This window comes from Streptomyces sp. NPDC031426, assembly GCF_055581585.1.
The window spans coordinates 160,263-173,239 of record NZ_JBVIJE010000001.1; the positions used below are offsets into that span (position 1 = coordinate 160,263).

Annotated in this window: 11 protein-coding genes; 6 read left to right on the forward strand and 5 right to left on the reverse strand. The window is 71.6% G+C overall.

The annotated features are described in order from the left end of the window. The first annotated feature begins 73 nt into the window (after positions 1-73). Positions 74-853, forward strand: a complete 780-nt coding sequence (locus ACZ5NH_RS00820) for a response regulator transcription factor (RefSeq protein WP_468772161.1) — start codon at positions 74-76, stop codon at positions 851-853. Positions 854-855: 2 nt separating this feature from the next. After that, a complete protein-coding gene (locus ACZ5NH_RS00825) occupies positions 856-1,965 on the forward strand; it encodes a sensor histidine kinase (protein ID WP_468772162.1) in 1,110 nt (369 codons plus the stop codon). A gap of 674 nt (positions 1,966-2,639) precedes the next feature. Here ACZ5NH_RS00825 and ACZ5NH_RS00830 read toward each other — a convergent pair. Continuing rightward, positions 2,640-3,635 carry an NAD-dependent epimerase/dehydratase family protein gene (locus ACZ5NH_RS00830; RefSeq protein ID WP_468772164.1) on the reverse strand — a complete coding sequence of 332 codons (996 nt, stop codon included), beginning with the start codon at positions 3,633-3,635 and terminating at the stop codon, positions 2,640-2,642. 361 nt (positions 3,636-3,996) lie between these two features. On the opposite strand from ACZ5NH_RS00830, the gene ACZ5NH_RS00835 reads away from it, so the two are divergent. Further along, complete coding sequence (locus ACZ5NH_RS00835; RefSeq protein WP_468772165.1) at positions 3,997-4,869, forward strand: SGNH/GDSL hydrolase family protein; 873 nt, start codon at positions 3,997-3,999, stop codon at positions 4,867-4,869. Positions 4,870-4,882: 13 nt separating this feature from the next. On the opposite strand, the gene ACZ5NH_RS00840 is transcribed toward ACZ5NH_RS00835, so the two are convergent. After that, entirely contained in the window at positions 4,883-5,671 is a 789-nt protein-coding gene (locus tag ACZ5NH_RS00840) for an SDR family NAD(P)-dependent oxidoreductase (protein ID WP_468772166.1), read from the reverse strand. Positions 5,672-5,758: 87 nt separating this feature from the next. On the opposite strand from ACZ5NH_RS00840, the gene ACZ5NH_RS00845 reads away from it, so the two are divergent. After that, positions 5,759-6,610, forward strand: coding sequence for a helix-turn-helix transcriptional regulator (locus ACZ5NH_RS00845; protein WP_468772168.1), 852 nt, complete (start codon positions 5,759-5,761; stop codon positions 6,608-6,610). 147 nt (positions 6,611-6,757) lie between these two features. Here the strand turns inward: ACZ5NH_RS00845 and ACZ5NH_RS00850 are convergent, their stop codons facing one another. The 3 genes from ACZ5NH_RS00850 to ACZ5NH_RS00860 form a co-directional block, all read right to left on the reverse strand. Beyond that, the gene (locus tag ACZ5NH_RS00850) at positions 6,758-7,540 is read right to left on the reverse strand and encodes a hypothetical protein (protein ID WP_468772169.1); all 783 of its coding nucleotides are present in this window, start codon (positions 7,538-7,540) and stop codon (positions 6,758-6,760) included. A 157-nt stretch (positions 7,541-7,697) separates the two neighbouring features. Further along, positions 7,698-8,804, reverse strand: coding sequence for a glycoside hydrolase family 19 protein (locus ACZ5NH_RS00855; protein ID WP_468772171.1), 1,107 nt, complete (start codon positions 8,802-8,804; stop codon positions 7,698-7,700). A 136-nt stretch (positions 8,805-8,940) separates the two neighbouring features. After that, positions 8,941-9,375 (reverse strand): septal ring lytic transglycosylase RlpA family protein, encoded by a 435-nt coding sequence (locus ACZ5NH_RS00860; protein ID WP_468772172.1) that lies wholly within the window; start codon positions 9,373-9,375, stop codon positions 8,941-8,943. 372 nt (positions 9,376-9,747) lie between these two features. On the opposite strand from ACZ5NH_RS00860, the gene ACZ5NH_RS00865 reads away from it, so the two are divergent. Continuing rightward, positions 9,748-10,401, forward strand: coding sequence for a maleylpyruvate isomerase N-terminal domain-containing protein (locus tag ACZ5NH_RS00865; protein ID WP_468772173.1), 654 nt, complete (start codon positions 9,748-9,750; stop codon positions 10,399-10,401). Between the two features lie 245 nt (positions 10,402-10,646). Then, on the forward strand, positions 10,647-12,839 hold the full coding sequence (locus ACZ5NH_RS00870) for an MMPL family transporter (RefSeq protein WP_468772174.1): 2,193 nt from the start codon (positions 10,647-10,649) through the stop codon (positions 12,837-12,839). Positions 12,840-12,977 lie beyond the last annotated feature (138 nt).

A 12,977-nucleotide genomic window follows, 5' to 3' on the forward strand; every position in this document is an offset into this window, starting at 1 on the left:
CATGGTCCTTACGAAACGCGGACGCCCGGCCCGCGGCCGGACACCGGTGGCCGCGCGGTGCGACGCTGGAGGCATGCAATCGCTGTACGAGCCCCACGGGACCGAAGCCGCAGGCGAGACGGCCCGGATCCTGGTCGTGGACGACGATCCGACCGTCGCCGAGGTCGTCACCGGATATCTGCACCGCGCCGGCTATCTGGTCGACCGCGCCGACGACGGCCCGACCGCCCTCACCCGCGCCGCCGCGCACCGGCCCGACCTCGTGGTGCTCGATCTGATGCTGCCCGGCATGGACGGCCTGGAGGTGTGCCGGCGGATGCGGGACGGCGGCCCCGTGCCGGTCATCATGCTCACCGCCCGCGGCGACGAGGACGACCGCATCCTGGGCCTGGAGGTCGGCGCCGACGACTACGTCACCAAGCCCTTCAGCCCCCGCGAACTGGTCCTGCGCGTGGAGTCGGTGCTGCGCCGCAGCCGGCCCGCCGCCACGGGGCACCGGCTCGCCGCGGCCGGACTCAGCGTCGACCCCGACGCCCGCCGGGCGACCAAGAACGGCACCGAACTCGCCCTCACTCTCCGCGAGTTCGACCTGCTCGCCTTCTTCCTGCGGCACCCCGGCCGGGCCTACAGCCGTGAGGATCTGATGCGCGAGGTCTGGGGCTGGGACTTCGGCGACCTGTCGACCGTCACCGTCCATGTCCGCCGGCTGCGCGGCAAGGTCGAGGACGACCCGGCAAGGCCCCGCCTGATCCAGACCGTGTGGGGCGTCGGCTACCGCTTCGAGCCCGGCTTCGGGCCCGGCTTCGGGCCCGGCTTCGAGCCGGGCTTCGGGCCCGGCGAGGCGGTGCTCTGACCATGCCCGCCACTGTTCTCATCGCCCTCTACGCCTTCGCCGGTGCCGCCGCCGCGGGGGTGGCGGGCGCGGGCGTGCTGCGCCTGATCCGGCGCCGCTCGCTCACCGCCTCCGTCGCCGTGGTCGCGGCGGTCGGCGTCGGCGCGATGCTCGCCGGCACGCTCGCCGTCGCCTGGGCGATGTTCCTGTCCTCGCACGACCTGACCGTGGTCACCACCGTCGTTGCGATGGCGGCCGTGGTCTCCCTGGCCACCGCGCTGCTCCTGGGGCGCTGGGTCGTCGCGCGCAGCCGTGAACTCATGGACGCCGCCCGCTCGTTCGGTGACGCGGGTGCCTTCGCCGCCCCGCACGGCCCGGCCACCGCCGAACTGGACGCGCTCAGCCGGGAGTTGGCCGCCACCAGCGCTCGGCTCGCCGAATCCCGTCAACGGGAGCGGGCGTTGGAGAAGTCTCGGCGCGAGCTGGTCGCCTGGATCTCGCACGACCTGCGCACCCCGCTCGCCGGACTGCGCGCCATGTCGGAGGCGCTGGAGGACGGCGTGGCCGCCGACCCCGGCCGCTACCTCAAGCAGATCCGCACCGAGGTCGAACGGCTCAACGGCATGGTCGGCGACCTCTTCGAACTCTCCCGCATCCACGCGGGCACCCTCCCGCTGAGCCCCTCCCGGATCTCCCTGTACGACCTGGTCGGCGATGCACTGGCCGGCGCCGACCCGCTGGCCCGCGAAAACGGTGTCCGCCTCGTGGGCGACCGCGTGGCACCGGTACCGGTCGAGGTGGACGGCAAGGAGATGACCAGAGTCCTCGGCAACCTCCTGGTCAACGCGATCCGCCGGACCCCGCCCGACGGCACCGTCGCGGTCGCCGCCGAGCGCACCGACGACGGCGTGGTGCTCTCCGTCACGGACGGCTGCGGCGGCATCCCCGAGGAGGACCTGCCGCGCGTCTTCGACACCGGCTGGCGCGGCAGTGACGCGCGCACCCCGCCGGCGGGCGCCGGCCTGGGCCTGGCCATCGTCCGCGGCATCGTGGAGGCCCACCACGGCCAGGCCACGGTCCGCAACATCCCAGGCGGCTGCCGATTCGAGGTGACACTGCCTGCGGCGCCTTAGGGAGTCCGGGGCGCTGCCGCATCCTGAGGGGTTCGGGGGCTGCGGCATTCGGGGGGCGGGCGGTTCCGGCGGCCTGCGGAGTGTGAGCGGCTGCCGCGTTGTGGGCGGTGCGGGGCTGTGGCTTCCCGGGGGAGAGCGGGGGCTACGGCATCCGGCGGAGTGCGGGTGGCTGCGGGGTGCTGCGGAGTCTGTGCGGCTGCTGCGTTGTGGGCGGTTGGGGGCTGTGGCTTCCCGGGGAACGCGGGGGCTGTGGCATTCCGAGGCGGCTGGGGCATCCTTGGGGGTCTGGGCGGCTGCTGCGTTGTGGGCGGTGCGGGGCTGTGGGAGGCCGGGGTGCCGGGTGGTCGCGGCGTGCTGCGGGGTCTGGGCGGCTGCCGCATTGTGGGCGGTCGGGGGCTATGGCATCCGGCGGAGTGCGGGTGGCTGCGGAGTCAGAGTGGACGCCGCGTCCTGGGCGGTCTGGGGGCTGCGGGAGGCCGGCGAGATCGAGTGGCTGCCGCATCCCGGGTGGTCCGGTGGCTGTGGCACCCTGGGGAATCCTCGGCAGTCCCGGCCGGCACCGTACCCCGGACGGCGTGTGTTCCGCGCCGCGCCGAGGGGGGCTCGCCGGCCGCCGGGCCAGAGTCGGCTGGCTCGCCGAGCAATCCGTGTGGCCCTCACGCGGCCACGGGCCCCTACACCGGCCCGGCCGCCGCGAACTCCCGCATGCCTGCCGTGAATTCGACCTGCGGCTTCCACCCCAGGTCGGCCCGCAGCCGCGACGAGTCGGCGGTGATGTGCCGTACGTCCCCCAGCCGGTACTCCCCGGTGACCACGGGCTCCGGTCCGCCGCACGCGGCGGCCAGTGCCCGTGCCAGCTCGCCGACGGTACGAGGCTCACCGCTCCCGGTGTTGTACGCCGCGAGGACGCCCGGCGCCGCCTCTGCCTCCAGCGCCGCCACATTGGCCGCGGCCACGTCCCGCACGTGCACGAAGTCCCGTCGCTGGCGGCCGTCCTCGAACACCCGCGGGGCCTCGCCGCGGGCCAGTGCCGAGCGGAAGAAGGACGCGACCCCGGCGTACGGGGTGTCCCGCGGCATCCGCGGCCCGTACACGTTGTGGTACCGCAACGACACCGCCGACCCACCCGTGCTGCGGGCCCAGGCCGCGGCCAGGTGCTCCTGGGCCAGCTTGGTCGCCGCGTACACGTTCCGGGGATCGGCCGGAGCGTCCTCACCGACCAGCCCGGGGCTCAACTCCGCGCCGCACCGCGGGCAGGAGGGCTCGAAGCGGCCCGCGTCCAGATCGGCCACGGCCCGTGGACCGGGCCGTACGACCCCGTGCCGAGGGCACTCGTAACGCCCCTCCCCATAGACCACCATCGACCCCGCCAGCACCAGGCGCCGCACCCCCGCCTCCGCCATCGCCGCGACCAGCACGGCCGTGCCGAGATCGTTGCGCGAGACGTACTCCGCCGCGTCGACGACACCGTTGCCGAGCCCGACCATCGCCGCCTGGTGGCAGACGGCGTCCACCCCGGCCAGCGCCCGGGCCATGGACGCCGGGTTGCGCACGTCCGCGCCGGGATCCTGCCGGACGTCGTACACGAGCGGCTCGTGCCCGCCCGCCCGCAGCGCCTCGACGACATGGGACCCGATGAACCCGGCACCGCCGGTGACCAGTACACGCATACGGCCACGCTAGACGCGGACGGCACCGGGACCGGGCGACGCGACCGGCACGTCATGACTCCGTAAGGGGTCGACGCCGTGAGTCGCGGGGTGACGTCGGACGCGCCCAAGGAGGCCCCGGCGCCGCGGTTCACTTCCGTTCGTGGCGGTTTCAAGAATCTGTGTCAACAACGTTGACTCCGCAGGTGGATGCCCGCACATTACCTAGCGGTAGAACTCAGCGGTGATCCCGCGATCCGGCACCCCACGCCGGTACCTCTCCTTGCTCCGAGCCGCCGCATTCTCGCGCACCAGCACCCACGCGGGCACTGCCATGCCCGCCTGCTCCGTGTCCCCACCCGAGAAGAGGGAGCACCCGCCCATGCCCAAGCCTGCCCTGCGCCGTGCCATCGCCGCGACGTCCGCGCTCGCCGGCGCGCTGGCCCTCGGCCTCACCGCCGTACCCGCCGACGCCACGACACCCCTGAACTACGCCGCTCTGGGCGACAGTTACAGCGCAGGCTCCGGGGTCCTGCCGGTCGACGCGAGCAATCCGATCTGCCTGCGCTCCACCGCCGACTACCCCCACGTCATCGCCGCCCGCACGGCCGCCCGGCTGACGGACGTCACCTGTGGCGCCGCCCGGACCAAGGACTTCACCGAGTCCCAGTACCCCGGGGTCGCCCCGCAGGCGGACGCGGTCACCGCGGACACCGATCTGGTGACCCTGACGATCGGCGGCAACGACAACGGCACCTTCATCAACGCCATGCTGGCCTGCGGCACCGCGGGCCTCCTCAGCGCAGGCCAGGGCAGCCCCTGCAAGGACACGTACGGCACCTCCTTCGACGACGCGATCGACGCGAAGACCTACCCCGCGCTGAAGACCGCGTTGCGTGCCGTGCGGGCCAAGGCACCGGACGCCCGTGTGGCGGTGCTCGGCTACCCGTGGATCACGCCGGCCGAGGCAGACCCGTCCTGCTTCGCCAGAATGCCGATCGCGTCCGGCGACGTGCCGTACCTGCACGCGCTGCAGGCCCACCTCAACGCCGTCGTGCAGCGCGCCGCCGAGGAGACCGGCGCCACGTACGTGGACTTCTCCGAGGCGTCCGAAGGCCATGACGCGTGTCAGGCCGTCGGCACCCGGTGGATCGAGCCGCTCCTCTTCGGGCAGAACCTCGTCCCGGTCCACCCCAACGCGCTCGGCGAGCGGCGCATGGCCGAGCGCGCCGTGGGCGTTCTCGGCCTGGGCTGACTCCCCCGGTCGCTCAGGCGCGTGCGCCGCCGTCGACCCGCAGCACCGTGCCGGTCACGAAGGAGGATCGGTCGCTCAGCAGCCAGGCGGCGGCCTCGGCGATCTCCTCGGGGACGGCGGCGCGGCGCAGCGGGGTGAGCGCCGTGAGCCGGTCCTGAAGTCCGGGAGCCTCGGCCTCCCAGGCCCGGATCATCTCCGTCAGGGTGTTGCCGGGCGCGATCGCGTTGACCCGGATGCCCTCGGGACCGTACGTCACTGCCGCCGACTCGGTGAGGCTGTTCACCGCCCGCTTCATCGCACCGTACGCGGGCAGTTCGGGGTTGCCCCGCAGACTGCCGACGGATGAGTTGTTGACGATGGCGCCCGTTCCGGCGGTGGCCCGGATGGCGGCGACCTCGGCGACCATGGCCAGCCAGACGCTCTTGAGGTTCACCGTGTACACATGGTCGAACTCGGCCTCCGGCAGCTGGTCCATGGGGCCGGGCGGCTGGATCGTGGCGCCGTTGTTGAAGGCGATGTCGAGGCGGCCGTAGAGGTCGACGGTACGGTCCACGGCGGCCCGCACGCTCGCCGTGTCGGCCAGGTCGCACACGACGTGGTCCGCGGTGCCGCCCGCCGCCCGCACCTCCTCGGTGACCGCCTTCAGCTGGGCCTCGGTGCGGGCCGCGAGCAGGACCCGGGCCCCTTCCCGGGCGAAGAGCCGCGCCGCGGCGGCGCCGATCCCGCGCCCCGCACCGGTGATGAAGGCGACCTTGCCGGCCAGCAGGCCGTGGCCAGGGGTGTCCTTGGTGGTGTTGTCCATGGCAGCGAGCCTGCGCCCCGGTCCCGGACCCATCCAGGCACCGGGAGTACCTGGATCGGTCGCGCGGCACCCGCGCACACTGAGGGTGTGGACAGAGCAGAACTGGCGGGGTTCCTGCGCAGCAGGCGCGAGCGGATCAGTCCGGCCGACGTGGGCCTGGCCGTCGGGCCGCGCCGCCGCACACCGGGGCTGCGCCGTGAGGAGGTGGCGCATCTGGCGTTCATCTCGACCGAGTACTACACCCGGCTGGAGCAGGCCCGCGGCCCGCGTCCGTCCCGTGAGGTGCTGGCCGGGCTGGCCCGCGCCCTGCGGCTGTCGGACGCCGAGCGCGAGCACCTCCACCTCCTGGCCGGCGCCCCGCCGGAGCCCCCGCCCGGCCCCCCGCGCGAGGTGCGGCAGAGCATCCTCGACCTGATCCACCGGCTGCCGCAGTCCGCCGCCTTCGTCACCTCGGCCACGCTGGAGGTGCTCGCCTGGAACGAGTTGGCCGCCGCCCTGATGGAGGACTTCTCGGCCCTGCCGCGCCGCGAGCGCAACCTCGCGCGGCGCGTCTTTCTCGGGCCGCGCTCCGAGGGACAGCGGCTGTACGGCGTGTCCGACGCGGACGCGTTCGCCCGGCACGCGGTACGCCGGCTGCGCACGGCCGCCGCCCGCTACCCCGACGATCCCGAGGTGACCGGGCTGATCCGCGAACTGCGCGCCGGAAGCGAGGAGTTCGCCCGGCTGTGGGACTCCCACGACGTGGACGGGGAACGCACGCTCCGCAAGACGTTCCGGCATCCGCTGGTCGGGCCGGTCACCGTCAACTGCGACGCCCTCGACCTCACCGACCGGGACCAGCAGGTCGTGATCTACACCGCCGTCCCCGACACCCCGTCCGAGGAGGCGCTGCGCCTGCTGTCGGTCATCGGCACCCAGCGCATGGACACCGTCCACTGAGCCGAACCCACCGTACGGTGCCGGCTCTTCCGGGTCGGCCTCGGCGAAGCGTTCGGCCGGCGCCGAGCTGATTCAGGCCCACCCGATCCGGACCGCGCCCGCGCCCACCCTGGGCGGACCGACCGGCGCGCCCGGACTCCGGCCGCCTCACCCGTTGGGGTAGGCCTGCGCGACGAGCTTGGCTCGCAGCACCTGCCACTGGGCCGCCATGTCGTGCACCAGGTACAGATCCCGGCGTCGCGTCCACGGCTGCCCCGAGTGCGGGTCGTAGGCGTGCGGCATGGTGAAGCCGCGCGGCGCGTACGCGGACATCCCCCGGTCCCGCGTGGTCCGAACACACCGCTTGTGGTGATCACGGAACCCGACCACACAGGCGGTGCCGATGCCGCCGGACGCCTTCTTGCGGTGCTCCAGCACCTGTCCGGCGACCCCGTCCGTGCTCAGGTGGGTGATCGTGCCGTCCTCCGCGACGACGGGCTCGATCGACGTCACGTCGTCCATGCCGTGCGCGGACCGCAGGAACCGGGCGATCTCCCACTGCGCGTAGACGGGCACGTTCCGCCGCTCGCGGATCCGGGCGATCGTGTCCGCCAACTCCTCGTTGACGGGGCCGGGTTCGGGGAGCACCTCCTCCGGGCGACCCGACTGCGCGGGCCGGTTGCCGAAGGAGTAGCCGACGATGAAGTCGAACCGGTCCAGCTCCGCCGTCTCCGGGTGCCACTCGAAACCGGCGTCGTACAGATCCGGCACCAGCGCGTGAGCCGTGTCCCGGTCGTCGATCTCCCGGCCCAGCACCGTCTCCATGTGCTCGGTGAGCCTCGTGGCCGCGCCGGAAGCAGCCTCCTCGGCGGCCTCGGCCGGAGGCATGTCGAGGACCGCCGGTGCGGCGAGAGCGGCTGCAAGGTAGGCGGCGAGTGCACGTCGTTCCATGAGGCCGGGCCTTCCGTCGTCAACGGGCTGGGATGCCGAACCCTTGGGATGCTCGGTCCGAAGCCGTACACGCCGGTGAACCTGTGATGAAACGCGTCTTGATCTTGTCGGGCGCCCAAGCGCCTGGGGGCATGCGCCCCCAGGCTGGGAGACGTGATCAGCAGTACAGGTTGTTCCCCGGCGGGACGCCGAGGATCTGGGTGAAGCGCTGGTAGGCGTCGACGCGGCTCTGCACCTGGGCCGGGTTCCTGCCGTCGCACTCCAGGGAGCCGTTGATGGACCGGATGGTCTGGCCGAATCCGGCGCCGTTGACCATGGCGTTGTGCGGGGTCATCGTGCCCGGTCCCGACTGGGTGTTCCAGTACCACAGGCCGGTCTTCCAGGCGACGGCGGCGTTGTTCTCCACCTGCCAGGGGTTGTTCAGCAGGTCGATGCCGAGTGCGTCACCGGCGGCCTTGTAGTTGAAGTTCCAGCTGAGCTGGAGCGGGCCGCGCCCGTAGTACGCGGCCTGTCCGGCGGGGCAGCCGTACGGCCGGCTCCAGTCGCAGTAGGTGGGGTAGTTGGCGGTGTTCTGCTCGACGACGTACACCAGCCCGCCGGTCTCGTGGCTGACGTTGGCGAGGAAGGCGACGGCCTCCTGCTTCCTGACCGTGTCGCTACCGGTGTTCGCGAAGCCGGGGTAGGCGCTCAGGGCCTGGACGAGGCCGCCGTAGGTGTAGAAGCTGTTCCGGCTCGGGAACATCTGGTTGAACTGGGCTTCGGAGACGACGAATCCGGCGGGAGTGCCGGTTCCGCCGCCGGCCGGAGCGTTCCACTTCTGGTTCGCCCCACCCGTACAGGTCCAGATCTGCAGCCGCGTACCGTTGGCGCCGTTGTTGTCCCGTACGTCCAGGCACTTGTTCGCGGCCGGGTTGACGATGTCGTGGGCCGAGGTGACCACCCACTGCTGGTTGGCGCCGCCGGAGCAGTCCCACAGCTGGACCGCCGCGCCGTCGGCGGTGCTCCGGTCGACGACGTCCAGGCACTTGCCGAGCGCCCGAAGGGTGCCGTCACCCGGGTTCGACCAGTTCTGGGCGCTGGTTCCGTTGCAGTCGTAGAGCTGTACGGCGGTGCCGTTGGCGCTGTTGGCTCCTGCCACGTCCACGCACTCGCCGGCCAGCCCGGTGATCTGGCCGTCCGCGGCCCGGGCGGGAATGGCGACGAACAGCGCGGCGAGCAGGGCGGCGACGACGCCGCCGGTCAGCGAGCGTCCGAGACGCCCCAAGCGTATGGGTCTGTACGGGAGTTCGGCGAGGCGGAGGCGCATCGACAGGTGCTCCTGTCCTGGTCGGGGGACGGGGTTCGGCGCCGGTGCCGGCGGATGTGCCGTGCTGCCGGACGGTGGTGTGGGCACGGGGCCGTCAGCCGAGTACGGTCTCCGTGACGACGATGTGACCGGCGTCGGGATCGAGGCTTCCGCCGAGCCGGCCGAAGGCGCCGTCGGTCAGGTCCAGGCACTTGGGCACCTGCGGAGTCCAGGCGAACGTGCCCCGGTCGTTGATGCGGACCACCAGCGACCTGCCGTTGGCGGTGTTCGTCACCTGGACCCGTGTGCCGAAGGGCAGTTGGGGCTGACGGCTGAGCGAGGTCGCCGCGGTGTCGGCGTTGTTGTCGAACAGTTCGCCGCTGGCCGTCAGGGCGCCGGGCGGCTGCGGACCGTAGTGGGTCGCCCAGCAGGTGTCGGATGCCTGCGCTGCCGGCGCGTCCGCGCCTGCCTGGGCCGGGGAAGGGGTGAGCAGGCATGCGGAGAGGCCCAGCGCAGCTGTGAGAACGGCGACGGAAACGGACCTGGCCATGGAGGGAGGCGGCCTTTCGGGTGGGGGGTGGGCATCGGGCGGCGTGCGCCTCCGGAAGGGAGGGCCGACGGTGAGCACGGCGCGCGATGCGTGGCTGAGCTGTGAAGCTAGAGGTACAGACCATTGAGGGTCAAGGTCTGAAGTAAGCCATGAGAAAAGGGAGTTGCGGCTCGCTGGAGGAGTAGTCGAGGGTGAGGTACGGGGACACGGCGAGCGCGGGGCGGAATCGGCTGTTCCTCTCGGTGGAGGTGCGCGACCTCGCCGCCTCCTACCGGCTTTCGCCGTCGGTGCGGTGAGCAGTCGGCCGGGGGCCGGACACGGCTCACCGAATTCGGTTGTCCACCGTGTCGGCCCCGCACTAGCGTGCGGCCAGTGGATCTCTTCTTACGCTCATGGACCGCACTGCGCACAGCCGTCGCGGAACTCCCGGACGACGACTTCGAGCGGCCGTCCGGCTGCACCGGCTGGCTGGTACGGGACCTGGTGTGCCACCTGGTCATCGACGCCCAGGACGTCCTGATCACCCTGGTGACACCCGCCGACACCGAACCGACCGTGGACGCGGTCACCTACTGGAACCTGGTCGAACCCCCGACCGGCGAGGATCCGCTCGACGCGTTGATCCCTCGGCTGGCTGCCGCCTACGGCGAGCCGCGGTGGCTGAAGTTCCACTTGGCGGACGTCGGTTCCGCGGCGGGCCGCGCCGCCGAGCTCGCCGATCCCGCCGCCCGTGTCGGCACCCGCGACGAGGTGCTCACCGTCGGGGACTACCTGTCCGCTTACGTGGTCGAGTGGACCTTGCACCACCTCGACCTGATCGCCCATCTGCCGTCGGCCGCCGAGCCGCCCGCCGAGACGCTCGCGGCGGCACGCGTGTCGCTGGAGAAGATCGCCGGGGCTCCGTTCCCCGCCTCGTTCTCCGACAAGGACGCGTTGCTGATCGGCACCGGACGACGTACGCCGGCCGAGGAGGAGCAGGCCGCGCTGGGCGACTTGGCCGACAGGCTGCCGTTCGTTCTCGGCTGACCGGCCCGACCGGCCTGACCGGCCCTGTCGTCGTTCTCCGGACGAGTGCTCAAACGTCCCCCGGGCACTCGGACATGGCCGGAAACCGAGACCAGATGACAAGATTATCTTCGCGTGCGGTCACTACCATATGGCCGCAAGACAACCGTTCGACCGGCCCGTTCCATACGTGCCGATCGGGGTCGCCGATGCCAGGGACCGCTCCCCGGGCTGCGGTGATCTTCCTGTCCAGGAGGACCTTCCGCATGTTCCGACGTATTGGCAGCACTGTCGTCCGACATCCCGTGTGGACGATCGTGGCATGGCTGATTGCCGCGGTGGCGATCGTCGCCACCGCTCCAAGTCTGCCCTCGAACAGTGACGAGAGCAGCTTTCTGCCCAAGAGTTACGAGTCCATCAAAGCCGCGGATCTCCAGCAGAAGGCGTTCCCCAGCGCCTTCACCCCGTCCGCGATCGCGCTGTACCAGCGCACGGACGGCGGCACACTGACCGCCGCCGACAAGCAGGACGTCGCCCGGATCACCACCGAACTGGGCAACAAGCACATCGACCAGGTGCAGAAGGTCGTCCCCGGCCTGCCGTCCAAGGACGGCAGGTATGACCTGACCCTGGTGCAGATGGACAGCAAGAACGCCGGCCAGCCCAAACAGGCGGATGCGGCCAAGGCGTTACGTGACGACGTCAAGCAGCTGGCCAAGGGCACGCATCTCGACGTCAAGCTCGGCGGTTCCGCCGCGGAGGCGCTCGACCAGCAGGACTCGTCCAAGCGTGGCCAGGCGCTGATCGGTATCGGCACCTTCGTGATCATCCTGGTGACCCTGCTGATCATCTTCCGGGCGCCGATTCTGGCCGTGCTGCCCCTGGTGCTGATCGGCCTGGTCTCGGCCATCGCCAACGGCCTGATCGCGTACGCCACCAAGCTGTTCGACCTGCAGGCCAACAGCTCCATCTCGTCCATCCTGATCGTCGTGCTCTTCGGCGTGGGTACGGACTACTTCCTCTTCCTGATGTTCCGGTACCGCGAACGCCTGCGCGCCGGAGACGAACCGAAGCAGGCCATGGTCAACGCGGTCGACCGGGTCGGTGAGGCCATCGCCTCGGCGGCCGGCGCCGTCATCATCGCGTTCCTCGCACTGGTGCTGTCCACCCTGGGCTTCCTCAAGCAGATGGGCCCGGCGCTCGCCATCGCGGTGGCCGCCACCCTGGTGGCGGGCCTGACCCTCATCCCCGCCGTGGTCTCGCTGATCGGACCGAAGGTCTTCTGGCCCTCCAAGTCCTGGCAGAAGGAGCCGGAGAACGCCCGGTTCGCCGCCCTCGGCCGCGGTGTGCAGCGCCGCCCCGCGCTGACCGCCGGGGTGTCCGGTCTCATCCTGGTCGCGCTGTCGCTCGGTATCCTCGGCTACCACGCCACGTTCGACCTGGCGTCGGGCGCCATGCCGAAGACCAAGGAGTCCATGGTCGTCCAGGACCAGATGCAGAAGGCGTACTCGGCGGGCGCCGCGGCCCCCACCGATGTCTACCTGTCCAGCACCGACGGCAAGCCGCTGGACAAGACCGCCTTCGACGCGTACGCGCGCAAGCTCGGCGCCGTGGACGGGGTCGCGAGCGCCCGTATGACGCAGGTGAACAAGGACGGCAGCACCGCGGACTTCACCGTCACGCTCAAGTACGAGGCGTCGACGGACAAGGCGATCGACACCGTGGGCCGGGTGCGGGATGTGGCACACGCCGACGCCCCTGACGGCACCGAGGCGATCGTCGGCGGCATGTCCTCGATCTTCAAGGACATCAACACCGCGGTGAACCATGACTACAAGACGGTCTTCCCAGTGGCCGCCCTCCTCATCATGGTGATCCTGGGTCTGTTGCTGCGCAGCTTCGTCGCCCCCTGGTACCTGATGGCATCGGTGGGCCTCGGCTTCGGCGCCACCCTCGGCGCCACCGTGTGGATCTTCCAGAAGGGGCAGGGAAACCCGGGTCTGATGTTCATGCTCCCGGTGATCATGTATCTCTTCGTGGTCGCCATCGGTACCGACTACAACATCCTCATGATCGCGCGGCTGCGCGAGGAGGCCCGCGAGGGCCGCGAGCCGCGTGAGGCGGCCGGCATGGCGCTGCGGCACGCCGGTCCGACGGTCGCCGCGGCCGGCTTCATCCTGGCGGCGACCTTCGCCACGATGATGCTGGCGGGCAACTCGCTGCTCATGGAGATGGGTTTCGCCGTCTCCTTCGGCATCGCCGTCGCCGCCTTCGTCATGGCGATGTTCTTCACCCCGAGCCTCACCGCGCTGATCGGCCATGCGGCGTGGTGGCCGGGGCACGGCGACCGGGCCGAGGCCGCGACGGCCGACGCGGGCACCGGTGTCAGCGGTTCCGGTCCGGCGCCCGGCGCCGACCGGGGTTCCATCGCCCACGACCCCGCGGGGCGCCGCAACTAGCGGCAGCGGGCAGCGCGACGGGGAGTCCGGCCAGGTCCCATGGGGCCCGGCCGGACTCCCCGCCCGCATGACCGGCGATGTACGGCCGACATCCGCATCCGACCGCCACCACCGCACCTTCCCGAAGGCCGGCACCGG